This is a genomic window from Wenyingzhuangia sp. IMCC45574, from assembly GCF_054182685.1.
Genome location: NZ_CM135169.1, coordinates 3,162,143 through 3,187,350, shown reverse-complemented (window position 1 = coordinate 3,187,350; position 25,208 = coordinate 3,162,143). Strand labels below are relative to the sequence as shown.

At 33.8% G+C, this 25,208-nt stretch carries 19 protein-coding genes; 9 read left to right on the top strand and 10 right to left on the bottom strand.

The window, feature by feature from the left end; translation table 11 throughout:
• Nucleotide 1: 1 nt before the first annotated feature.
• Together ACXHHC_RS13435 and ACXHHC_RS13430 are read right to left on the bottom strand one after the other, a co-directional pair.
• Nucleotides 2–1,504 (bottom strand): alkaline phosphatase D family protein, encoded by a 1,503-nt coding sequence (locus ACXHHC_RS13435; protein ID WP_458226890.1) that lies wholly within the window; start codon nt 1,502–1,504, stop codon nt 2–4.
• Between the two features lie 16 nt (nt 1,505–1,520).
• Nucleotides 1,521–5,132 (bottom strand): glycosyl hydrolase 115 family protein, encoded by a 3,612-nt coding sequence (locus tag ACXHHC_RS13430; RefSeq protein WP_458226889.1) that lies wholly within the window; start codon nt 5,130–5,132, stop codon nt 1,521–1,523.
• A 222-nt stretch (nt 5,133–5,354) separates the two neighbouring features.
• On the opposite strand from ACXHHC_RS13430, the gene ACXHHC_RS13425 reads away from it, so the two are divergent.
• The gene (locus ACXHHC_RS13425) at nt 5,355–6,509 is read left to right on the top strand and encodes a hypothetical protein (protein ID WP_458226888.1); all 1,155 of its coding nucleotides are present in this window, start codon (nt 5,355–5,357) and stop codon (nt 6,507–6,509) included.
• Between the two features lie 57 nt (nt 6,510–6,566).
• Here the strand turns inward: ACXHHC_RS13425 and ACXHHC_RS13420 are convergent, their stop codons facing one another.
• A complete protein-coding gene (locus tag ACXHHC_RS13420) occupies nt 6,567–6,866 on the bottom strand; it encodes a hypothetical protein (RefSeq protein WP_458226887.1) in 300 nt (99 codons plus the stop codon).
• A gap of 139 nt (nt 6,867–7,005) precedes the next feature.
• On the bottom strand, nt 7,006–7,449 hold the full coding sequence (locus ACXHHC_RS13415) for a hypothetical protein (RefSeq protein ID WP_458226886.1): 444 nt from the start codon (nt 7,447–7,449) through the stop codon (nt 7,006–7,008).
• Nucleotides 7,450–7,788: 339 nt separating this feature from the next.
• On the opposite strand from ACXHHC_RS13415, the gene ACXHHC_RS13410 reads away from it, so the two are divergent.
• From ACXHHC_RS13410 to ACXHHC_RS13390, 5 genes are all read left to right on the top strand, one after another.
• A complete protein-coding gene (locus ACXHHC_RS13410) occupies nt 7,789–9,402 on the top strand; it encodes a tetratricopeptide repeat protein (protein WP_458226885.1) in 1,614 nt (537 codons plus the stop codon).
• Nucleotides 9,403–9,608: 206 nt separating this feature from the next.
• The gene (locus tag ACXHHC_RS13405; RefSeq protein ID WP_458226884.1) at nt 9,609–12,692 is read left to right on the top strand and encodes a SusC/RagA family TonB-linked outer membrane protein; all 3,084 of its coding nucleotides are present in this window, start codon (nt 9,609–9,611) and stop codon (nt 12,690–12,692) included.
• A 21-nt stretch (nt 12,693–12,713) separates the two neighbouring features.
• A complete protein-coding gene (locus tag ACXHHC_RS13400; RefSeq protein ID WP_458226883.1) occupies nt 12,714–14,432 on the top strand; it encodes a RagB/SusD family nutrient uptake outer membrane protein in 1,719 nt (572 codons plus the stop codon).
• A 31-nt stretch (nt 14,433–14,463) separates the two neighbouring features.
• Complete coding sequence (locus tag ACXHHC_RS13395) at nt 14,464–16,083, top strand: hypothetical protein (protein ID WP_458226882.1); 1,620 nt, start codon at nt 14,464–14,466, stop codon at nt 16,081–16,083.
• Nucleotides 16,084–16,143: 60 nt separating this feature from the next.
• A complete protein-coding gene (locus tag ACXHHC_RS13390) occupies nt 16,144–17,346 on the top strand; it encodes a hypothetical protein (RefSeq protein WP_458226881.1) in 1,203 nt (400 codons plus the stop codon).
• Between the two features lie 99 nt (nt 17,347–17,445).
• Here ACXHHC_RS13390 and ACXHHC_RS13385 read toward each other — a convergent pair whose 3' ends face one another.
• Nucleotides 17,446–18,165, bottom strand: coding sequence for a DUF4197 domain-containing protein (locus ACXHHC_RS13385; RefSeq protein WP_458226880.1), 720 nt, complete (start codon nt 18,163–18,165; stop codon nt 17,446–17,448).
• A gap of 11 nt (nt 18,166–18,176) precedes the next feature.
• Complete coding sequence (locus ACXHHC_RS13380; protein WP_458226879.1) at nt 18,177–18,344, bottom strand: DUF5522 domain-containing protein; 168 nt, start codon at nt 18,342–18,344, stop codon at nt 18,177–18,179.
• 315 nt (nt 18,345–18,659) lie between these two features.
• Between ACXHHC_RS13380 and ACXHHC_RS13375 the strand changes: the two genes are divergently transcribed.
• The 3 genes from ACXHHC_RS13375 to ACXHHC_RS13365 are packed head-to-tail and all read left to right on the top strand — an operon-like array spanning nt 18,660 to nt 20,558.
• A complete protein-coding gene (locus ACXHHC_RS13375) occupies nt 18,660–19,211 on the top strand; it encodes a sigma-70 family RNA polymerase sigma factor (RefSeq protein ID WP_458226878.1) in 552 nt (183 codons plus the stop codon).
• 28 nt (nt 19,212–19,239) lie between these two features.
• Entirely contained in the window at nt 19,240–19,959 is a 720-nt protein-coding gene (locus ACXHHC_RS13370) for a class I SAM-dependent methyltransferase (protein WP_458226877.1), read from the top strand.
• A complete protein-coding gene (locus tag ACXHHC_RS13365; protein WP_458226876.1) occupies nt 19,956–20,558 on the top strand; it encodes a DUF1684 domain-containing protein in 603 nt (200 codons plus the stop codon). Before ACXHHC_RS13370 ends, ACXHHC_RS13365 begins: the two co-directional genes overlap by 4 nt.
• A gap of 58 nt (nt 20,559–20,616) precedes the next feature.
• Here ACXHHC_RS13365 and ACXHHC_RS13360 read toward each other — a convergent pair whose 3' ends face one another.
• From ACXHHC_RS13360 to fucP, 4 genes are all read right to left on the bottom strand, one after another.
• On the bottom strand, nt 20,617–21,780 hold the full coding sequence (locus tag ACXHHC_RS13360) for a hypothetical protein (RefSeq protein ID WP_458226875.1): 1,164 nt from the start codon (nt 21,778–21,780) through the stop codon (nt 20,617–20,619).
• 289 nt (nt 21,781–22,069) lie between these two features.
• Nucleotides 22,070–23,206 carry a hypothetical protein gene (locus ACXHHC_RS13355; protein WP_458226874.1) on the bottom strand — a complete coding sequence of 379 codons (1,137 nt, stop codon included), beginning with the start codon at nt 23,204–23,206 and terminating at the stop codon, nt 22,070–22,072.
• A 251-nt stretch (nt 23,207–23,457) separates the two neighbouring features.
• Nucleotides 23,458–23,805 (bottom strand): L-rhamnose mutarotase, encoded by a 348-nt coding sequence (locus tag ACXHHC_RS13350; RefSeq protein WP_458226873.1) that lies wholly within the window; start codon nt 23,803–23,805, stop codon nt 23,458–23,460.
• A gap of 7 nt (nt 23,806–23,812) precedes the next feature.
• Nucleotides 23,813–25,150, bottom strand: coding sequence for an L-fucose:H+ symporter permease (fucP, locus tag ACXHHC_RS13345; RefSeq protein WP_458226872.1), 1,338 nt, complete (start codon nt 25,148–25,150; stop codon nt 23,813–23,815).
• Nucleotides 25,151–25,208 lie beyond the last annotated feature (58 nt).

Sequence of the window (25,208 nt, the reverse complement as noted above, 5' to 3'; positions counted from 1 at the left end):
TTTATTTTTTAGCTTTCTTTTTTACTTTATACAGCAATCTCCCCTCATCATCGTAATATTCAAAAAAAGCTACTGGCTTGTTCTTTTTTCTCTTCACCTTAATCATTAAGAAACCACCTGTTACAGATTTACTGTCAGCTTGTATGTAATATTGCTTTACCAATGCGTTAGGGTCCGAAGATTTAGGATCTCCAGCCAAGCGACCAGCACGAGCATTGTTATCGTCTAAGGCTCCTGAACAGAATTCTTCTAAACCACCTGGATGTTTTGCATGGTATTGCCAATGTCTATCTCCAGTAATCCAATACAAATTTTTCTTTAACAAACCTGTATCAGCAAACCACTTCATCAACGCTTCTCCTTCGTACCTAAACCCTTTATCATTCACTAAATTATCGTTCTTATAACCATCGTCTGGCCCTACAATTGGAGTTGGAGAAATAATCAATTTAAACGCTGCATCACTTTCTAACAAAGTAGTCTTTAACCATTCCACTTGCTTAGCTCCCAACATTGTTTTCTTAGGTCCTGGTTTTTGTCTATTAGGACTTCTATGATCTCTACCTTCTAAAAACCAAAGTTGTAAATCTTTACTCATACGCAACGTACGGTAGGTTTTCTGATTAACTTCTAATGGGTTGGTTACTGGTAATTGCTCTTTAAAATTTTTAATTCCCAGTTGATGAGAAATTGGAAATTTCATTACTGTATCTGCATCATTAGCTCTGTAGTCATGATCATCCTTTGTCCAATAAGATCCAACTTCTTTCAGTAAGCTACGAAACCTTGGAAAGGCAAACTGTTGATGGTACTTCTTTCTCATACCTGCTTCATCGGTTACTTCTTTCCCACCAAAATCTCCTGGATGTGGGTTCTTTCCTTTTTTTAAAGCTCTTTGGTAACCCGCATTGTTTGGATGATCGAAATACACATTGTCTCCATTTCCAATAAAATAATCAGGCTTTCTATTTTTAATCACTTCCAAAGCCGGATAACCCAACTCTTTATCCTTTCCTTTATATGCCTTTTTAGCATTGTACTTACCATAATAATAAAAATAGTAGTTGATACAAGTTGTCAATGCAAGTGAAATATCACCTTCTTTTTCTGCTCCATATAAAGTTTGAAATGAACCAACAGTACTTGTTTTCACATCTTTTTTATTCTGACCATATTTTAAACGATAGAAATATTTTTCACCAGGTACTAATTCATCCACCTGAATCTTTACAATATAATCGTTTTTAGGTACTGCTTGAATCCATTCAGTTGATATAGGATTCTGAAAAGACGTATCCAATGCCAATTCAAAACTCCCTATACCAGTAATACCTTTTACATCTCCATTCACCTTTTGGGTTGAAGCAGTTAATCTGGATTGTAAAATAACCGATGTAGGAGTTACCTCTCCTGCCATTATTCCTTGTCCTAAATACACCTCTTGTGCTTTGACTTGGAAAATAGTCAGTATTAAAAGGATAACCGTTGCTATTGTTTTTTTCATACTTCTTGTTCTAAAATTATTTACGTGTTATTTCTAACGCATTTAAAATCCATTTACCAGATATCACCACCTCTAATAATTCATCTTCTCCTACATTTACAGAAGTCGTTTTAATAATTTGTTGACCAATACCTGGAACCGTATCCTCATTATTCAACAACGTTTTACCGTTTATTTTAAAGGTAACAGTAAACTTTTTCGCTTTGCTATAAATCTCTTCCTCACGGTTACGCGAGTCTCCCATATAGTACTTTACATTATAGGTTCCTTTCTTTAACTTCACATAGAACTTAGCTTCTTTTTTACCTGTTAAACCATCACGCTGCCAAAACGGTACACGATTGCTAGACTCGTCATGATGAACTCCCAAACGCTTTACATCTTGTGCCCTCCATCCAAACTGATTTTTATTTGGATCAAACACATGCCTTTGATTCACAGGTGTAAATCCATGATCGTCGACCATAGCATACAAAGCAAAATTCAACTTAGCCTCTGTTAAAGGAGCTGGTTTAGGATATGCCTTAACCGCTACATCATCTCCAGTAAAAGTTGGACTCTTAACAGGAGCTTCTTTTGTAAAATTGAATGTATTAAAACTCTCTGTTGTACCTAACAAACTATTCATTTGTGTTTTTGTAGCGTGTGCATCTGTACAAATTACAAAACGATCAATTCCTATATCTGTATTTACCTGATAAATTTTAATGGTATGATATCCTGGTTTATCTACCGTAATTTCAAAAGGAATACGCTCCATTAAAGCCAATACATTTTTATACCAACTCCATTGCACTGTTTTACCCGAAGATAATTTTAAAGATTTACGACCTCCTTTATTACGAACTCCCGACAGCACTTTTGGTTCAGCATCGTCTAAACCAAAAGCTACCTCACATGTTTTTCCTTTTCCTTCGTTTAAGGTAGGTAACCTATACAGTTCTCCAAAGAAAGTTCCAGTGCTTTCAAAATACACATTGTACTCTAGTCTTGCACCGTATTCTTTTACATTTGCCACCTTCTTACCTCCTTTTACAAATACAGAAGCTCCATTATGTCCGTAGTTATTGTAAACACTCCATTTAGCATTCTCTATTCCATCAAATTTAGCACTAAAGTTTTCTGCTTCTACCGCTAAGAAACCATTTCCTTCAAAATAAGTTTTCTCTTTAAGCTCAACTTCTAATTTAGTAGCCTCTACAGGATATGATTTTGAAAAACCTTGGCCATCTTTTACTGTAATTATCGCTTTATTTTTTCCAGCTTTTACTTTTTCCCAATTGACAGAAGCCCAAATGCGTTCTTCTACTTTTACATTTCCAGAACGTTTTGTAAACTGAATCCAATCTGCAGTACTTGTCAACTCCCATGAGTTTGCTTCTACTTCTCTATTAAAAACATCAATAAAACGCTGATTGTCTTCTAACGAAGAAAAACGTAATGTTACCTTTTCGTCTCCTATCGTTTGTCCTTCGCAAACAGAACCAATTCCTTTTACAGCTTCTTCTAAGAAAACTTCATTATACACTAAATTGTTTGGAATATTAGCAACATCAATTACACGTTCTTCATCGTTATAATCTGCATACGGATCCATAATTCCGTTCCACTTTCCGTCTACTATTTCTTTATATTGTTTTAAATCTTCCTGAATTGCTTCTTCTGCTTTTTTAGATAATTCTCCATAAGCATTAACACTGGCAAAACGACCTTGTTTTGCATAGGCCACATTTTTACGATAATACGTAGCTTTTTGAAACATTAAGTTGGTAGAACGAATTGGGTAGTAAGCCAAATGCCAAAATGTATTTTTCGCCGACTCATCTAAACCATCGTAAATCTCTTTTGCTTTTTGCTCTAAAGCTTTTATTTTTTGCAACCTTATCTGTGCCTCATCTCCAAAATCTACCAAACTATGAAACTGATACATCCAAGTAGGTTTGAATTGCCAATCCCAAAACGGCACGTATACCTCTGGCTTTTTAGCCCATGCAAACTGTTGAAAATCGGTAATTAAGTCTGCTATTTCTTTCGCCTTAGCTTCGTTTACAGCAAATTGTTGCTGGGCACTTTTTTGTAAAAATGTTTTTGTTTCGTTCTCTGCATAGGAATCAATATCATACGCCAAGGACATAAAAAATTGCAAGCCCATTTCTGAAGGTTTTATATCTCCTACATTTAAAATCCAAAATTTACGCGCGTTATTGTCATATACTTTACGTAACTCTTCTTGCATTATTGTCATTGGGGTTGTGTACAACCAATCGTAAGACGTTGGCCAACCTTGGTAAGCAATATGATAGTAAATACCATTTCCTCCAGAACGTTTTTGTTCTTTCTTATTTGGCAACTGACGTGCGTGTGCAAAATTATCTTCTGTCCATACCATCATAATATCTTCTGGCATATCTACACCTTCACATTTTTCTTTACCATCTTTACTTTCTCCGTTATAGATTTCTCCAGTCTCTTCATAGGGAACAAAAATCTGAGGCACTGCATCTTCTGCTCCAAAGGTATTTTTAATCATCTCTCTCTGACGATTGATGATCTTTTGCAATAATTTCACTTTCTTTTCCAATGTAGGATTCTCCATATTATCAAATCGGAAAGGAGAATCGTGCACTCCTCTAATCCCCATGGTATAAATCATATTAAAATCCTTAGACTCATCTAATCTTTCTTGCCAATAAGCCTCAATTGCTTTAGGGTTTACTGTATAATCCCAAAGTGGTTCTCCTTTGGCATCGTACATGTCTTTATGAGCGGCTGCCCAATCGTACCATTCATCGTAGTTATTACGCCCCATTTGCTCACAGTGCGAAGCACCTACCCAAATTCCATATTCCTTTGCATTTTTAGGATTCACTGGAATACCACTCTCATCTTTGGCTTCAAAAAAGTAAGAGCTCCTATGCATCATTGCAGGCCATATAGTATTGGCTTTTAAACGCAGTAACAACTCAAAAACTCTTTTATACACCTCCGGACTTGGGTGTGTATTGGTTTTATTGGGAGATGTATTTTTACTCCATTGTGTTAAAGCCTCCTCATCGTTTATAAAAATCCCTCTAAACTCTACTGATGGTTCTTTAGGCAACACTACTAAGTCTTTAAAAACAATTTCTTTTTTCTTTTTGGGAGTAACATCGCACCACCAATACAAGGGAGAAACCCCCACTTTTTCGGAAAGTTCATAAATACCATACACGGTTCCTAAAGCATCACTTCCTACAATAACCAATGCTCTTTTTAGGGTTTTTGTTGGATTCTTTACGGTCTTTAATAAAAATGATTGCTTTAGATTTTCTATACCATAAGCCTCTTCTATTAAATTCTTATTTTGAATCTCCTGAATTTGAATATTTTCTATCGTACCAATTACAATGGTGTTCTCGTCTACATTTTCTAACGAATGAATAATAGCAGGCTTTAAACCCGTTACCATTTCAATGTCTTTTTGCAAATCGTTTACTGCTCTTATTACTTGTGGAGCTTCGGAAGTAGCGACATAAATATTTGCCACTTTTCCGTTTTTTAATAGTGAAAATCCACTTTCTCCAGCACACGAACTAGTCGTTATTACCAAACAAACAAAAGCAAGCCAACCTAAAAATTGTTTTCTCATAATCTATCAATCTATATCTGATTTTTTGTGAATCCTAATTTACGCCATGCCTCTTCTTTTAAATATTAAACCAGCCATATTTACGTTTTTTAACCGTTTAAAAGATACTTAGACCCCTTGTAAAACAAAAGACTCTATAAGGATTGATCATATTTATACTTTTATGTTTGTCTAGTAGTCTTTTACTAGTTATTCCTTATTTTTGTGTACGTAAACCCTCTAATGGACTTTAAAAAAGATCAAATATTAATTCAACTAGAAAGAATTGTTTCTAACAAATCTTTTTCTAGATCCAAAGTAAACGTGCGACTTTTAACTTTTTTAGTCAACGCTACTTTGGAAAAAAGTGATGTTAAAGAAACAACCATTGGAACTGAGTTTTTTGGTGCTAAATACGACCCTATCAAGTCGGACAATAAGGTTAGGGTATATGTGTATCATTTAAGAAAAAAACTAGAGGAATATTACAGTACCGCAACTCCTGATGAAATTGTATTTACCATCGCTAAAGGGCAATACCTTGTTCAATTTAGAAAGTATCAAAAAATAGAAAAAGCTTCCAAATCTCTTTCTTATAAAAAACTTTCTATGTTGATTGCTGGTGCAATTGTATTGTTTACTTCTATCTTTTTTTACAAAAAACCAGTAAACAATTTTTGGCAATCGTTAATGGAAAACGAATTCCCAACCACTGTTATTTTTGGAGATTACTTTACCATAGAAGGAAAAATACCCACTAGAGATATAGGAGCTATTAGGGATTATGAAATAAATTCAGAAAAAGAACTAGAAGTCTTTATAAAAGAACATCCAGAACACAAAGGAAAGCTAACTGCTAGTAGACATCAATATTTTAGCTGGACAGCACCTTATTGCACTAAATTAATTTCTGAGTTTTGGGCAGAACATAAGTATCCTTTTGAGATGAACCAAGTCTCTATGTGGAGTGTCTCTAAGCTTGGGAAAGAAAATATTGTATACTTTGGGCAAACAAAGTCTATGGGAATCTTTAAAAAAATTTTAAAAGAAAACTTCCCTTCATATTCATACAACAGCCAAGTAATTAAAAGAACAGATCCTAAAACCCAAAAGACATCCATCTATAAAGATATAATTACCTACGATGATAAAATGACAGATTACACCCTAGTAGCTAAGTTAACCATGCCAACAGGAAACGAAATGCGTTTTTTCTTATCCGATCAAGATTGTGGGGCCATTAGTGCCTTAGAGTTTTTTACCAACAACGAGCATATAAAGGATTTCTACAAAGAACACCATCTTAAAAAAGAAGACAACTATATAGCACTATTTAAAGTAACTGGCTGGCTAAGGAAATCTTACGACATGGAATTTGTCCTTTTAGACAAGAAATAACAAGGCCTAAAGTTTTAAAATTTAGACTACTAATAGTGAAATAATAAAGTCCTTCTTTTAATTCTCTTTGTTTTGATTGCTTTTAAATGAAGAGCAATCCTTTTCTAAAAGCTTAGACACCTCTTTAAAGGTTACACTTATACTTTCTACAGTTGTATTGTTTTTTTGCACAGCATAATTCTGATTGTCTACTTTAATTTTAGCTGTAACAATACAATTTTCTACAACGTCTCTTTTGTCTTTTTTAGAAATATCTTTTTGAATACAATCACATGCTTTTAACGCAATTTTCTCGTTGTAAGACTGTGCCGAACCCAACAAAGGTGCTAATAACAATATCCAAAAAAACATTTTCATATAACTATATTTAAGAATTCATTTTTGCGTGGGCTAAATTAATTAATTTATAATGAAACCCTTGCCATGAATAAATTGTTTTAGCTATACTCCTATTCTACGTTATTTTGACTACTATTAAATTCCTGTTTTAGGTATTTTACTTATCTTCCAAATCTAAATAATAAAGCTTTGCTGCTTCTTGAATCTCGGCATCAAAACTGTCATCAAAAGAGAAAGCGTACAGAATCCAATCTTTGTTTGGTTTATAAAATTTAAAAATAAAACGAATAGGCTGACGATCGTATTTGACCAAATATGAATCCAATTCGAAACTTTTAGCAAATTTCTTTGTAGTTATATGCTCGTAACCATAATATTCACCAACATATTCTTTGTTAAATCCATTAATAGTACTTATTACTTTTTCAACATCATCCTTCTTTCTATCCATCCACTTGTTAGTTTTGTATAAATCTCTAACGGCTTTACTAGGATTGGTTTTATAAGAAACAAAGAATTCCTCTATTAACTTGGTGGGTGTTTTTTGAGCTTGTAAAGTAACTGAAACCAACACTAAAAACACCAATACTATTTTTTTCATAACAACTTATTTTATTAATTGGATAATGTTGCTAATCTATAAAGATTAACAATAAAATAAAAATTAAAGCTACAACATTCAACACTGCTTATTCTTTTAAAAAAAAATTACACTCTGTTTATTACCTACATAAAAAACCTATTTACAACCCCTAGACAGATGCTAGACATACTATACAAATTCGTATAAATACCACCAAACACATCCTTATACAATTCGCATAGCAATACCAATACTAGACACTTGTAAACAAAGACCTAAGAACTCGTTCTGTCTATTTAATAATTCCTTATTTTAGAGAAATCCCTTGATTAAAAAGCATTTAAAACACATTTTAAAATGAGCAAAAAAGCCTTTACAAATTTTCTTATTGTCTTATTATTTAACACTATCTTTTCTTACGGACAAGACTTACAGCCCATAGATTCTTTATTCACAAAAGCCTACAATTTAAAATTTATCAATCCTGAACAATCTATAAGTCTTTACACTAAATACTACAAGGACGCATTAAAAGAAAAGGACACAACTAGAGCCATTAGGGGTTTATTAGAAATAGGTAAAACTTACAGTCACAACGTGGCCTATAGCAAAGCTTACGATCACTTATGGGAAGCACTCCTATTAGCAGACAAACACAATAAAAAAATGCTTCAAGGGAGAATATATCAAGAACTAGGGCTATTATACGGTTTTTTTAATCGTAAAGAAGAAGCACTAAAACTCTTAAATTCCTCATTAGAAATAAGCAAGGGACTGTACAAAAAGAACCTTGTTCCCTCTATTTACATTTTTAGCGACTACTTTAGTTTTGCAAGCTTTTATCGAATTAGTGACGACTATGAAATGTATGTAAAGTACATTGATAGCTGTTTATATGTAAAAAACAACATACAAGGACTCCATAAAAACTACTACCTAGAAGCCGAACTTGGTTATAAGCTAATGCGTGAAAAAAAATACAGTTTAGCAATTAAGAAATTAAACAATGCCAAGGATTATTTTACAGAAGAAAGCAAAACCTACCTAGTAGTAGTAGAACACCTACTAGGAAAGGCCTACAAAGCTATGGGAGATTATAAAAAGAGCATAGATGCTTACAACAAATCTCTGCTTCTTTCCAATCAATACCACTGTCATTCAGACTATAAAATAATGACGTATGACGACCTAGTAGAAGTATACAAGATTAAAAACGATTACAAAAAGGCGTTCTACTATCTTGAGAAATCTAAAGAAATGAACGATAAAATTTTTGGTAGTAAAACCGAAAGCAACCAAGGTTTATTATTACTTAAAGACACCTTTAGAACCACCAAAGAAGCCCAAGAAAAACTAGAAAGCAAACGTAAAATCCAACTTTTAGAACAAGGAAAATACATCTCCTTTCTAAAACTTTTTATTACAATAACTATAGCTGTTTCTGCACTTATTGTCGTTTTTGTGTTTATTCTTAACATTAGAAGAAAACACAAAACAGAGAAACAAAACCTAGAAGAAAGACAACGTTTGGAATTAGAAAAAAAGAACGAAATTCTAGAGCTTAAAAACAAAGAATTAACCACATCTGCATTACAACTAATAGAGAAAGAAGAATTCCTAAAGAGCTTACAGCACAAACTAAACAAACAAAACGAAAGTGTTAACACCAAAGTTGTAAGTAAAATGATCAATACCATCCAAGGAAACCCTAACAGTAATTGGAAAGAATTTGAAACTCGTTTTACGCTCATCAACCAAAATTTCTACAAAGACTTACGAGAGAAATTTCCAAACCTAAGCCAAACAGATCTAAAAATATGTGCTTTAATAAAGCTAAATTTCACGAGTAAAGAGATGTCTTCTCTAATGGGAATCTCGGTAGAGAGTGTACATACATCTAGATATAGACTAAGAAAGAAGCTAGGTTTAGAAAAAGAACAAAGTCTTAGTTATTTTATCAATTCCATATAGAAAAACCCCATTTTATAAGCATATCACAAAAACAAAAGCGTTTTAACTCTAATGCCATATCTAGACAAAAGTTGAGAGAAACCCCGTTTACCCAGTATTAGTCTACCCTAAAAAAAAGCACTGTCAGGATATGTCTATCCTAACACCCCGCATGCTGCCTTGGTTTTAATTGAAATTTGTGAATCAATTAAAACTTTTATATTCAAATGAAAATTAACTTACGCTTAGGCAGTAAGAGACAATGTTTACTAGCTTTTTTAGTATTGCTACTAAACATTGTTTCTGCAAATGCCCAACAAAACACTTACAAAGGTATTGTATCGGATACCGAAGGACCTCTTTTAGGTGCACAAATAAATATTAAAGGTGCACAAAAAGGAACTATTACAGATTTCGATGGAAATTTTGAAATCGTCACTACAAAAAACAAAACACTTGTTATTTCCTATTTAGGTTATCTTACAAAAGAGGTAATTCTAGCAAACGAGAAACCAGGTCTTATTAAAATTGTACTAGAAAAAGACGTGCAATCTTTAGAAGCTGTACAATTAGTAGGTTATGGTAAACAAAAGAAAAAAGAAATAACTGGAGCAGTAGCAAATGTTACCGCAGATGAAATTACCAAAACAGCTACCTCAGATATTGGAACGGCTATACAAGGTAAAGTAGCCGGTGTAAACATTCAAGCACAGAATGGTAGTCCAGGAGAACCTGCAAACATCCAAATTAGAGGTGTTGGTTCTTTAACGGCAGATGCGTTAGGACCTTTATATGTAGTTGATGGAATTCCTTACGAAGACAATCCTAATATTTCTCCTGAGCATATTCAGTCTATCGATATTCTTAAAGATGGTGCTTCTGCCGCTATTTATGGAACAAGAGCTTCTAATGGAGTAATTTTAATTACTACTAAAAAAGGAGAAGCCGGAAAAACAAGAATTAATTTCTCTAGTTATGTAGGACTGCAAAACATTACTTCTGGAACTCCTTTAATGAATACAAGCCAACAATTGTATCAAATTGAACAAAGGAATATTTTAAACAATACTTCTTTTGATCCATTTAGTTTAAATCCAGATGCTTTAGACTTTAACACAAACTTTATTGAGTCTATTCAGAATGATAATGCCATTATCGAAAACTATTCCCTAAATGTTTCTGGAGGAACCAAAGAGGTAAATTTAAATTTTAACACTACTTACTTCAATCAAAATGGTGTGCTTAAAGGTTCTGGTTTTAACAGATTGGCAAATCGTTTAACGGCACAGTACAAAAAGGGTAAGTTTAAAATGTTTACCTCTTTAGGATTTAATACAGAAACGAGAGATAGAGAACCTTTTAACATTTACGAGCAAGCTATTAAGCAAATGCCATATGGTAGACCTTTATCAGACCCAAGCGATATTACCATTATTGATGGTGATGGTGATGGAATTGTAAGTGTATTTGCTTCTCTTTTTGGAAACACAAACAAAACAGAAAGAAAACGTGTAAACTTAGCTTTAAACTTAGAGTATGAAATACTTAAAGGCTTAACTTACAAAGTAAATTTAGGGCAAAACAATCTTAATTCTTTTCAAAAAAGATTTTTCCCAAGGTTCTTATCTTTTAACTCGCAAGGAGAAATAAACGCAAGTTCTGTGTTAAATGCAAGATTGTTAGAAGACCATATTACTTCTAAAAGACAATCTATAGAAAACATCTTAAATTACAACACTACTTTTGGTAGTAAGAAACAACACAAACTTGGTTTATTGGCAGTGCTTTCTTATGAAAAATTCGAAAGTCAAACCTCTGGTACTGGAGCTATTTTTGATGAAAATGTACCCAACAATAATGTTCAGGTCTTAAGTGGAGGAGCAGAAGCTATTAAACCTACTGGAAACAACATAAACAGAACACTTAGTGGTAAACTTTTAAGAGCTCAATACAACTACAATGAGAAATATTTATTCTCTGGAAGTATTAGACGTGATGGTTCTTCAAGATTTCAAGGAGATAACAAATTCGGAAACTTCTTTGGATTGTCTGCTGGTTGGAACATTCATGAAGAAAACTTCTTAAAAGATATAGATGCAATTTCTAACTTAAAATTAAGAGCTAGTTATGCAGAAGTAGGTAACCAAAGTACTAGAGACTACGCAACAAGTTCTATTGTAGAATCTGGAATCAACTACCCTTTTGCTACATCAGAAAGCTTAGGAGTTGGTAGTATTCAAAGACGTATTACAAATGAAAACTTAAAATGGGAAACTACCATTTCTAAAAACATTGGTATTGATCTTGCCTTGTTCAAAAATAAGTTAAGCATGAATTTCGATTTCTACCAAAACGAAAAAGAAGACATGTTATTACTTAAAGAACTTCCTGGTTCTGCTGGTACTAGTGCAACTGGAGCCATCAATCAATACGGTGTAGTTGCCGTAAATGCTGGTAACATGAGTAACAAAGGTTTTGAATTTGCTTTGAACTACAAAAACAGAATCAACGACCTTAAATACAACATCTCTTTTACCCTTACTAAAAACGTAAACGAAGTAACCAACCTAGACGGATTACAAAGAGGTTACGGTGGTGGAGTTCCTTTTACAGAAGGAAATCAGAATGCTGATAATACCACCTACTATGCTATAGGACATGAAGCTGGAGCGTTTTTCTTATTAGAAAATCAGGGAGTTATTAAAACTCAAGAGCAATTAGATGCTTACAAAACAATTAACAGCAACGCACAATTAGGAGATTTAATGTACAAGGATCAAAATGGAGATTCTCAAATTGATGACAATGACCTAGTATATAGTGGTTCTGGACAAGCTGATTTTGAATCTGGATTGAACATTGGATTGAATTACAAAAATTTCGATTTTAATGCGCAAACCTACTACTCACATGGAGCTGAAATCTACAATGGAGCAAAACTTTTTGCTTACAGAGCTAGAAGACATCAAGATTTATATTCTATGTGGACTCCTCAAAACTCTAACTCTAACATCCCTACAGAAAGAACCGTTTCTAGTGAAAACGTAAGATCTCGTTCGGATTACTTTTTAGAAGACGGAACCTACTTAAGAATTAGAAACCTTACACTTGGATACACCATACCTGGCTTACAAAAATTAAAGGTACGTAAAGCAAGAGTTTACTTAACCTCTGTAAACCCATTTACGTTTACAAAGTACACAGGTTACGATCCAGAAGTTGGAGGAGACGGTCTTTTAACAAGAGGTGTTGATAGAGGTAACTACCCTATTACAAGACAATTCTTATTAGGTATTCAAGCTAATTTTTAATCCTTAAAAGAAGAAATAATTATGAAATTTTTTAACTATAAAATATATGCACTCCTAGCCCTATTTGTAGGTTTAGTTGGGTGTGACGAGGACAGTTTCTTAGAGGAGTTAACTCCAAACGCTTATGATTCTGCTCTATTCTGGAAAACAGAAAACGATTTTAATGCAGGACTAACTACTGTTTATGGAGCTTTACAATTCTCTAGTGTAAGTGGTAGACAGATCGTATCAGAAATGGCACAAGGAGACTTAGCAATTACAACTACATTTGCTCCTTTTACTCCACAGTTCTTAAGCTTAAGCTTTAACGATACAGATATCTCTGTAACTAACAAGTGGAATGAATTATACATTGGTATCAATAGAGCTAATCAGGTAATTAACAACATTGCAACAGCAGACGAATCTTTGTTTACCAATTTTGACAAAAATGAAATAGAAGGACAAGCCCGATTTTTAAGAGCATTTTTCTATTTTCAATTGGTTCATACTTACGGACAAGGTATACTTCATACAGAAACTATTGCTAGCGACTCGGAAGCTATTAAAGGACTTTCTACAATGGAAGAAATTACCAACAGCGTAATTATTCCAGACTTAAAATTTGCTCAAGAAAACGTTAGAGGTTCTTGGACAGGTACCAATGTGGGTAGAATTACTTCTGGTGCTGCAAGTAGCCTATTAGGAAAAGTGTATTTGTACGATGAAGAATGGAGTTTAGCAGCTGCTGAGTTTGCTAAAGTAGTAGATTCTGGAGTATACAGTTTGGTTGCAGACCCAATGGACAACTTTACACATTTAAATGAATACAACGAAGAGTCTATTTTAGAAACCAACTTTTCTTTTGATTTAAGCCCTGGTATTGGAGGAAACAATGTAGACGACAATCAATTTGCATCAGGTACAGAAGCAAGTGCGCTATCTGGTCCTATTGGAAAACAAGGTAACAATGGATTTAACCAAATATTTGCTTCGTACTACCTACACGAGTTAATGGTAAACGATGAAAGAGCAGACGGAAGCGGAGGACACTCAGACAGATTATCTGCAAGTATTTCTCCAAGTAATTTTGAAGGAAACTACTACTTGTCTGATTTGGAAAATTTAGCTCCGCCAAGCTACAATGCTTATGGAAATAGTGCCTATGTTAAAAAACACTCTAACTGGTATCATTTAGATCAAGAACCTCAATTAAGTAGGTCGGGAATTAACTTTAGACACATTCGTTATGCCGATGTTTTATTAATGTACGCAGAAGCGTTGTTAGAAGGAGGTACAAATAATGGAAACGTAGACCAAGCTATTGCATTAATTGATCAGGTTAGAACAAGAGCTGGTGTTAAAACTTTAGCAACATACAGAGCAGACAATGGAAATAAAATTCCAGAATTACACACAAGTTTACACGCAAACGATTTAACAGAATTCCCTTTGGTAACTGTAGATGCTAATGCTATTCTTACACACTTACAGTTTGTAGAAAGACCTTTAGAACTATGTTACGAGGGACATAGATGGAAAGATTTAGTAAGATGGGGTATTGTTACAGATGCATTAGCTAATGCCGATGATCAAGAAGAAAAACTGGTTGCTAAATATCCTGTTGCTACAAATGTTGCTCCATTTTTCTTTAGAAATGCACCGCAAAGACATTACGAAGATGCAGTAAGAAATTACAGTGCTTCTAAAAATTATTGGCCAATACCTAACAGAGAATTACAAAACAACAGTGCTCTATAAACAAGGCCATAAAACACAAAATAGTACAATTATGAACATAAAATATTTTAAGTGGTTCTTATTAAGTTTCGTGCTTATAGCCACTGCATGTAAAGAAGACAGTATTATCTCTATTCCCAGTCATAAAGTATTGCTAAACTCAACAGCACGTAACGAGAATAGAGTGGAAATTGGAACTAAAGTTTCTTTAGGAGACATTTCTACAGGATTAGCAACTAGAAAATGGACCATTCAAGAAGGAGTAGCAGATATTATAGATTCTGACAACGATACTGAATCTACAGCACCTGTCTTAAACTTCCGTTTTTTACAAGCTGGTAATCAAGAAATAACGTTACAACAGGTTTTTAAAGAAAATGCTTATGTTGGAGTTGACAACACTGTAAATTCAGGAGAAAAAGAGTTTACCGAAACTATTGTATTTGAAGTTTTAAAAACTATTGAACTATCTAATTTAGCAGCAACTATTTTAGATAGAGATGGTAACCCTGAGACTACTTTAACCATAGCAAACGATGCTTTAAATGAAGTAAGTGCAGGTAAAACAGTACGATATTCTTTTGATGTAATTGGACAACCTGGAACTGTTACAGCTGTTTCTGGTGATGCTAACAGCGTAGAAGGAAGTGTAAACATAGATGTAGAAAACAATACAGCATCTATTGATGTTAAATACAGTAAAGTAAAAAATTACGGTGTTGCTATTACAGCTTCTAGATTAAATCCTGTTGGTAGTGGTAGTATTGAATTTACAAATCTAATTTCTGTAGTAGGTTCTGTAGAGCCAGTGAGTCTAGACAACACAACTGTTAACAACGGAAAAATTACATTGGCATTTAGTAGAGAAATGGAAGCTTCTACACTTGACAAAAACGACTTTACGGTAACGTTAAAAGACAAAAACAACAATGTAATCTCTTCTCCTATCTTAAACGTAGCGGTGCAAGCCGATGATGCAACTTTAGTAGACATTACCTTAGACGGAGAAACCGTATACGACGATGATACAGCTACAGTTACATATACAAAAGGAACTTTTGCTACTACAGACGGAGTATTGCTAGAAAACTTAACAGATATAGAAGCACTTACAGGAGGTACTAATATTTTAGAGGGTACTGACTATGATTTCGATTTTGAAAAATCTGGAACAGGCTTAGAAAACTGGAGAAGAAATACTACTTTTTGTGGTCCTTGTGTAGAAGCTAACAGTGCTTATGAATATTCTACTGCACAAGCAAAAACAGGAAATCAATCTTTAAAATTAACAGTACAACAGGGTGGTGTAGCTGCACTTTTAAACACAACTACATCTGGTACAGATATAGAATACCCTATTGTAAGTGGTCAATCGTACGAAATTGGGCTATGGGCATACATCCCAGACACTCATAATTTTGGACCTAGCCAAATTAATATTAGAACGTTTAGCAATGCTGGTGCTGGTGCAATAGACCCAGGTTTTGCTTCGCTTATTTTAAACTCTACAACCCCAACAAACACATGGGTATACGGTAGCGTTATTGCAAGCTTTAGTAGTGATTCTGCTAAACTAATATTAAGAGTACGTAACAATGTATTTGGTCCTGTACAACCTGTAGAAATCTATTTAGATAACATTACAATTAAAGCTGTAAATCTTAGGCCTTAATTCCTTTCCCCTCTCATAACTATTTATGAGAGGGGATTTAATCCTTTAAAACACCATCATATGAAAACAAAATTACTCTTAGGTTTGCTTATTCCTGTAAGCATATTTTCGCAAACCGACATTGCAGTAACCAACAGTTCTTTTGAAACTACTGCTAACTGGACAACAACAGCAGCATCAACAAGTATAGATGCTAGTGGACAAACCAACAATGCAATTTCCTTTACAGCAGATGCAGGTTCTAACGCTACCAACTTATTAACAAGCGATACTTTTACAATTGCAAACAACTCTAATTGTATTGTAAGTCTTTGGGTTAAATCTACTGTTGCCAATCAAAAAGTAAAAATGACCGTTTCTAATAACGGATCTGCGATTTATACCAGTGCACAAATCAATTTAGCGGCAACACAGGGAACTTGGCAACTAATTTCCTCTAATGTTTTTTCATCGGGAACGCAAGCAGACGACTCTTTGTGGACTATCAACTTAACCATCCCAGGAGGTGCTAATAAAACCATGTCTTTTGATGAGTTAACAGTTACTGCCAACCCATTAACTATTAATGGAGATTTCGAAACTAGTTTTTTCCACCAAACTCAGTCACAAGGGTTAACATTCCCTTATGCTAAAAATCAAATAAACCCTTTTGAACTCTCTACAGATTTTGCCAATAGCGGTAGCTATTCTGTAAAACTTACCAATGTATTTGCAGCCAACGGAAAATCTACATTTAATGCCAAAACCGGATATAGACATTTGGCAGAAATTGGTAAAAACTACCAAGGTTCTGTGTATGTTAGAGCAAGCACAGGAGAAAGTGTTAATGTAAAAGCATCTTTACAGCTAAATGGTACGGAAAACAAAGGAGATGATGTTTTTACTACTGTTGGAGATTCTTGGACACAAATTACAACACCTGTAGTTAGCTCAACAACTTCTGACGAAGCTTATTTAATCTTAACTAGTGAAACTCAGGATGCAATTTTTTACGTAGATGATATAGTTCTTGACAAAAATGCCACTTTATCAAACAGCAAAGTTTTACAAGAAAACATTTCTATCTCTAAAGAAGGTATTTACATTAAAAAGTCTGATTCTGAAGTCATCATTTTTGATGTTCTAGGAAAAGTTATTACCCAACAAAAAATAAAAGCAGGACAAGCTCTTAACTTTAATTTTTCCATTTCTAAAATTTACCTGATTTCTATAGTCACTAAAAATGGAGAGAAAATAACCACTAAAGTTTTTTTTAATAATTGATATAGTAGTTTTTAGTAGTAAGCAAAAACCCTCAAAGCAAATACTTTGAGGGTTTTGTTTATTTTATAAATCACTTGTCTTTGCCATACTTTAAAAAAACTACTTTCTATCCTGCAAAGCAAATACTTTCTGCAACAAACCTGTAGTACGTTCCTTAAGATCGGTTCTAATTTTTTTCTCTTCAATAGCAATCATTGTGTAAACACCATCTAAAGCTTTTTGCGTTACATAATCTGTTAAGTCTGGATTTACTTTTTTAATAAAAGGAATCTGATTGTATCTCGTAATTAACTGACTCCAAATCTCAGCAGCTCCTACCTTATCAAAAGACTTTTTAATGACTGGATTAAAAGATGCATATAACTTGGTATTTGTGCTATTTGTTAAATAAGTAGTAGCAGCATTGTTATTCCCCATTAAAATGTTTTTGGCATCTGTAAATGTCATTCCTTTTATAGCATCTACAAAAATAGGAGTAGCTGTTTTAACAGCATCCTCTGCAGTAGCGTTTAAAGCAATTAATCCTTTATCTGCTAAATTCCCCAAACCAAACTTTCGTAGTGTTTCGTCTACTTTCTTTAGCTCGTCTGGCAATGCAATTCTTACCAATTGATTGTTATAAAAACCTCTTTTCTGAGTTAATTTGCTAACTTCTTGGCTAATCCCCTTATTTAAAGCTTGTTTTAAACCGTTGGAAATATCCAAATTCGTTAAAGGCTGATTTTGTTCTAAAATACCTGGTAAATTATTTACTACATGTTGTAATTCTGCACAACTTGATACTATTAAAGCCAAGGCTAATACAATTATTTTTTTCATGATTGTTTGTTTTACTTTTTAAAAGAATCTGTTTTTTTATCATATCCGTAAGGGCAGTGCTTACAACCACTCTTACAACAATACCCTCTTTTTAAATGATATTGCTCTGTAAACACCCTAAAGCCTTGCTCATTGGTGTAATAATCTCCTTCCTCAGGAGGTATATTCAATCTATTCATTGGTCGTCAAAAATAGAAACTAGAATCCACCTAATTAAAAAAACTATGTTAAAAAAGAATCTTTTTTAAAAAAGCTCCGTCTTATAAATAGATAATCTTAAAATAAATAATCCAATGAAAAATAAAAACTGTACTTGTAACTGTAGCGGTTGCAAAAGTGGAGATTGTAGCCAATGTACGTGCGAAAACTGTACATGTAGTCAATGTAATTGTTAACTTTAAAAAGAGTCTAGAAAGTTTTTAAGGTTTATAAAGTTTAAAAGGCTATGCCGCTACTTTATAAACCTTAGACTTTAAAACTTTTAACTTTAACCCATGAGCACACAAGATATTTGGAACTTATACGCAAATGACCTTAAAACATTTATTTTAAGTAAAACGCATGATACCACTATTGCAGAAGATTTATTGCAAGATGTTTTTATAAAAGTACACACTAAAAAAGAGTTCTTAGAAAAAGAAGAAAGTATAAAATCTTGGTTATTTAGCATTGCCAATAGAACTGTTTTAGATTATTTTAGATCCGAAGCAAAAAAAATAACAGATACCGATAACACCGCAACTAACACTTTTAATGATAGCGAAAACCACCATGCTGTAGACTGCATTCTCCCACTAATATTAAGACTTCCTAAAAAATACAAAGAAGTACTTCTACTTACTACAGTTAAGGGCCTAAAACACACACAAGTAGCCAATCAGTTAAAAATTAGCCTACCTGCTACAAAATCTAGAATACTTAGAGGAAAAGAATTGCTAAAACAAGGTTTTATGGACTGTTGTAATTATACATTAGACGAAAATGGACACTTAAAAGGAGAACATAAAAACATTGACGAGTGTAAAGTTTGTAGACCTCAGCCTTAGTGACTAGCTTTGTAAAAAAGTTTTTCCAATGCCTAAAGATGTTTTAGGAGATGCTTTAAAAGCATTTTATTTTAACAATAACACTACCGATACGTTACGAACCAATTCTTCTATTGCAGAAGAAGATGAGATGCCACTTCCTTATTTATTACGATCTTTTGCAGACATGCCTGCATTGGAACAAAAAGCGTTGCAATTAGCCAAAGGTAAAGTGTTAGATGTTGGCTGTGGTGCTGGTAGCCATGCCTTGCATTTACAAAGTCAGGCCTTAAAAGTTACCGCTATTGATGTTTCTACTGGTGCCATAGAAGTGGCCAAAGATAGAGGGGTTAAAAACGCAAGGGTAGAAAATATTTACGAACTAAATACTACAGAAAAATTCGACACTATTTTAGTGTTAATGAATGGGACTGGTATTTGTGGAAAACTTAGCAACTTGGCAAAGTTCTTGTTACATCTTTCTGAACTATTAACCGATAATGGGCAAATTTTAATTGACTCTTCTGACATTATTTATATGTTTGAAGACGAAAATGGAGATCACTGGGTAGATGCCTCTCAGGAATACTATGGAGAAGTACAGTTCTGGATGAATTACAAAGAACAACAATCCGAAACCTTTGATTGGCTCTATGTTGATTACAATACGCTACAACGTTGTGCTATATACAATGGTTTAAATTGTGAATTGATTCAAGAAGGGGAACATTACGATTATTTAGCAAAAATCTCTAAACTAAAATCATGAAAAAATTAATTCTGTTACTTGTTTTTTGTTGCTTTGTCTTTGGTACCAGCCATGCACAAGAAAATTACACGGCTTCCATAAAAAAACACAGAAAAGAGTTAAACGAATATTTTAAGAACAAGGACAAAAGCCCATTACCTAAAAAAAAACTAAAAAGTTTTAAAGGCTTACCTTTCTTCCCCGTTCTAGAAAAGTACCAAGTAAAAGCAAAATTGAAGTATACGTTTAATGCCCCTGTAAAATATATAAAAAGCACAGGAGGACAAACAGAAGCCTACCAACAATATGCACTGGCTACCTTTACCATTGATGGAAAAGAATTACAGTTAAGCATTTACCAGAGTTTAAGTTTAAAAGGTACAAAAGGCTATGAAAACTATTTATTTATTCCTTTTACCGATGCTAGTAATGGAAAAAGCACCTACGGAGGTGGTCGTTATATAGATACTACCATACCTGCCGAAGCTACTGGATATATTATTTTAGATTTTAACAAAGCTTACAACCCATACTGTGCTTATAACAAAAAGTACACCTGCCCAATACCTCCCAAAAACAATCATTTAGCTATAGAGATTTTGGCTGGAGTAAAGTACTAAAAACACAAAAGCCTTCTTATTACAGAAGGCTTTTTACTAACTAATTAACTTCTAACTATTAATTACAAGCCCTAGTATTTATCTGACCATTTGGAGAATATACTCGAATCCAATCTACATACATTTTGGTATTAACTCCTGATTTAATATCAGTACTATTCCAGAAATTAGTAGCACCTCCATACCTCCAAGCCTGAGCAGCTTGACTAATAATCATGTGCATTTCTCTAGTAAGTCCGTTACAATTGGTATAAGATTTAGGGTCAATTCCGTCTGCTGCTCTTAAACCTTCAACAATCTTCACTCTCTGCCCGTCTACAAAATACTCTAAGCGTTGCTCATCTACCCATTTTACACCAAAGTAATGGTAATTCTGACTCCAAACAACCTCGTTGTCTCTACTACAATTCCCTTCTGTTTTTTTTCTAGACATCCATGTTTGCTGATGAGGTTGGTAATCCAATCTAGTTCCTCCTTCGTTTTTAAAGGTATGATGACTTAAATGGATACGATCTGCATAATAAGGATATTCACAAACGGTATTGTCAGGTCTTATTCTTGGTCCATAAGTTTCTAAATTATCTATTTCTTCTGTAGTTCCAGAGTTTCCACTTAGCATCCAAATAGCATTTGCCAACTGAGAATTGCTAATCTTTACCTTTGCTTCCTGAAAAATAGGGTAACTACTCTTAGCCTTAGATGTAATCATACCACATTTTAACCTTCTGTTCGCTCCAGTTCCTGTATCTGCTGCCATTAACACCAAGGCTCTGTTTGCTCCCTCAACCGTTTCAAAAGAAATTTGTTCTCCTGTCCATTCCGTTGGCAATGGTCCTGTATAGTTATTTACAAAACCATACTTCCATTTATTAGTAAATACAGGAGCAGATTTACCACCTGTATAATCAAACTCGTCAGACAGGGCATCTACTAACTGCCAAGACCCCATATCAAAATCATTACGGTTTACAGCCTGTATATTGTTGTTTACAGGAACATCAAACAAAATATTATTTGTAGGACTACAGTCAGATAAGGTTGCTCTTGGCAATCCTGTTTCTTCTTCCTCTTCTTCAGGTTCTTCCTCTTCAACAGGATCTACGGGTTCTTCTTGTGGGGGTGTAGTTGTATCGTCTGGTACCACAATGCTTTCTGTTGTACCACCTGTGCAACTAAGAAATAAGAAAAAGCTTATACGGTAAGCCAATCTAATTATACTCATATTTTTTATTATTAAATTATTAGAAAGTAAACATAATTGTTAAAGTAAATAGTTCACAAAAAAACAGCTAGACTTCCTCTAGACAAGTCTATAGAACCAAAGCTAAGCATCAGTAAAACAAGGCTTAAAGACACAACAAATTCAAACAAGGCCACCAACACCTTTTTTTCTTAAAATATGATATGCGTATTTTAACTGTATAATTTCTGTATATCAAAAGAAAAAGCATACATAAAAAAAGCCTTCTTATACAAAGAAGGCTTTAGCTTAGAATTGCTATGCAAGCAAATTAATTACAAGTTCTTGTGTTTACCTGACCACTTGGAGAATATACACGAATCCAATCTACATACATCTTAGTATCAGCACCCGATTTAATATCTGTACTGTTCCAGAAGTTAGCAGTTCCACCATATCTCCATGCTTGTGCAGCCTGGCTAATAATCATATGCATTTCTCTTGACAACCCATTACAATCTGTATAATATTCAGGATCTATACCATCTTCCACTCTCAATCCTTTTACAATCTTAACTCTTTGTCCATCTATAAAGTACTCCAAACGATGTTTGTTTACCCATTTCACACCAAAATAATGGTAGTCTTCACTCCATACCACATCGTTTGTTCTATTACAGTTTCCTGTAGTCTTTTTTCTAGACATCCAAGTTTGTTTGTGAGGTTGGTAATCTAATCTTACCCCATTTTGCGTTTCAAATGTATGGTGACTTAAGTGAATACGATCTGCATAGTAAGGATATTCACACTGTGTATTATCAGGACGTAATCTTGGTCCATAAGCCTCTAAATTGTCAATCTCCTCTGTAGTACCCGCATCATCACTTAACATCCATACTGCATTTGCCAATTGAGAGTTACTAATTTTAACTCTAGCTTCTTGAAAAATAGGAAAGCTACTTTTTGCATTAGAAGTAATCATACCACACTTTAACCTTCTTGCAGCACCAGAACCAGAATCTGCAGCAGTTAAAACCAAAGCACGATTGCTACCACTTAAGGTTTCAAAAGTAATTTGATCTCCTGTCCATTGGGTTGGTAAGGGTCCTGTATAACTATTTACAAAACCATACTTCCACTTACTTGTAAAAACAGGGGCAGATTTCCCTCCTGGATAATCAAATTCATCAGACAAGAGATCTACCAATTGCCAGTTCCCCATACCAAAAGAACTTCGGTTTACTTCTTGTATCGTATTGTCTACAGGAGCATCGAACAAAATATCGTCTGTAGGACTACAACTAGAAAAAGTTGCTATTGGTGTACCTTCTCTCACAGGTACATTGTCTAGTCCATTAAAAGAACCATCAACCGATTCTTCGGACGTTAACATACTCTCTTTAGTTTCATCTTCACAGCTAATAAATAAACAAAAGATTAAAATGTAAGCTAATCTCATAATTTTCATACGTTTATATTTTAAATTAATATGACATAAACTTAGCCTCAAAACTATCTATAAAGCTCTTTTTTTGACTAGACATCCTCTGAATACTCCCTTCTTTATATTTCTAAAACACAGCAATACAAGAGTTTTTACCTATACAAATTCAAACAGGTGCTAAAAGTCATATAAAATGTAAAATTTTATTATTAGCAATAAAACAAAAAATCCGATGCAAAAGCATCGGATTTTTTATATCTAAAACTGAATAGAAATTAAGCTCCCAATTGGAATACTTTTTCCATTTCAATCCACTTTTCTCCGTTTTTAGCCCAAGGCAATCCTTGTTGATATTTCCACATTAACTCCTCCCATTCTTGCACCTTAGGATTGTTAGCATCCATTTCTGCTTTTTTGTTAGGGTCAAATGTTTCATCGCACTCCATTATCATAAACATTCTGTTCCCTGATAAATAGATTTGCATATCTACAATTCCAGCATCTTTAATACTAGCTGTAATTTCTGGCCATGCATTTCCAGCTGCATGGTATTCTTTATATTCAGCAATTAACGTTGGATCGTCTTTTAAATCACACGTTAAACAAAATCTTTTTGTACTCATAAACGTATTAGTTTTTTGATTTTTTATAGGTCACCATTCCGTATCTAGCAACAACTGCTAAACAGATTAATGGTAAAATAAATGAAAAGTTAACTTCTGGTATAAAACCTAAAATTTTCACATCAGAAAAACCAGGTCCTCCCCAATCTAAAATACTTCCTTGTATAATTGGCATTAAAGCTCCTCCAACAATCGCCATTACCAATCCTGCAGAACCTATCTTTGCTTCGTCTCCCATGTCTTTTAAAGCAATTCCGTAAATTGTAGGGAACATAATAGACATAAATAAAGAAACTAAAACTAAAGAGTAAAGTCCTATACTACCAGGTAATAAAATAGCTCCAGCAGCAAAAATAACCCCTCCAAAACCAAACATCATTAAAACTCTAGAAGGATTCATTGTTTTCATTAAACCAGTACCTATCCATCTTCCTGATAAGAAAATAATCATAGCTGCCACATTATACCAAGTAGCTGTTAGAGCTTCATCTGCTGGCAATCCTTCGTTAATGTTATCTACATATTGAAAAATATATGTCCAACACATAATTTGTGCTCCCACATAAAAAGCCTGAGCAATTACTCCTTGAATGTAATTATTGTTTGCAAATAGCTTTTTAAAAGATTCACCTAATCCCATTTTATCTTCTTCAGATGTCTTAGGAATTTTTGTAAAAATGATAATTGCCATAATAGCCAAAACAACCAATCCTAAAACAATATAAGGAACACTAATAACTCCTAAATCATTTTCTTTTACTGCTGCTTTTGCAGTTTCAGACAAGGTATCGTATACCAACTCTCCAGCTTCATTTTTATCATCTGATTGCAATGCAGAAATCACAAATTGCTGAGCTACAATCATCCCCATTAAAGATCCAATAGGGTTAAAAGCTTGCGCTAAATTTAAACGCTGCGTTGCTGTTTCTTTATCTCCTAATGCTAAAATTAAAGGATTCGAAGTGGTTTCTAAAAATGCCAATCCACATGTAATTACCCATAAAGACACTAAGAAATAATTAAATTCCTGAAATGCAGCAGCAGGATAAAACAAGAAAGCTCCAATAGCATACAAACACAATCCTAAAATAATTCCTGACTTGTAACTATACTTTCTAATAAATAAAGCAGCTGGCAAAGCCATAAAGAAATATCCAAAATAAAAAGCAAACTGTACCAATGAAGCTTGCATATTTGACAACTCTGGCATTACTTTCTTAAAAGCAGATACCATTGGGTTAGTTAAATCATTAGCGATACCCCACAATGCGAACAAAGAGGTAATAATGATAAAAGGAAATAGTAACTCTTTACTTACTACTGACTTTTTAGTTGTTTGGCTCATAATTTTTGTATTAGTTATAAAATTTAAGTGTTGCTAATTAAGGTAAATCTTACCAAAA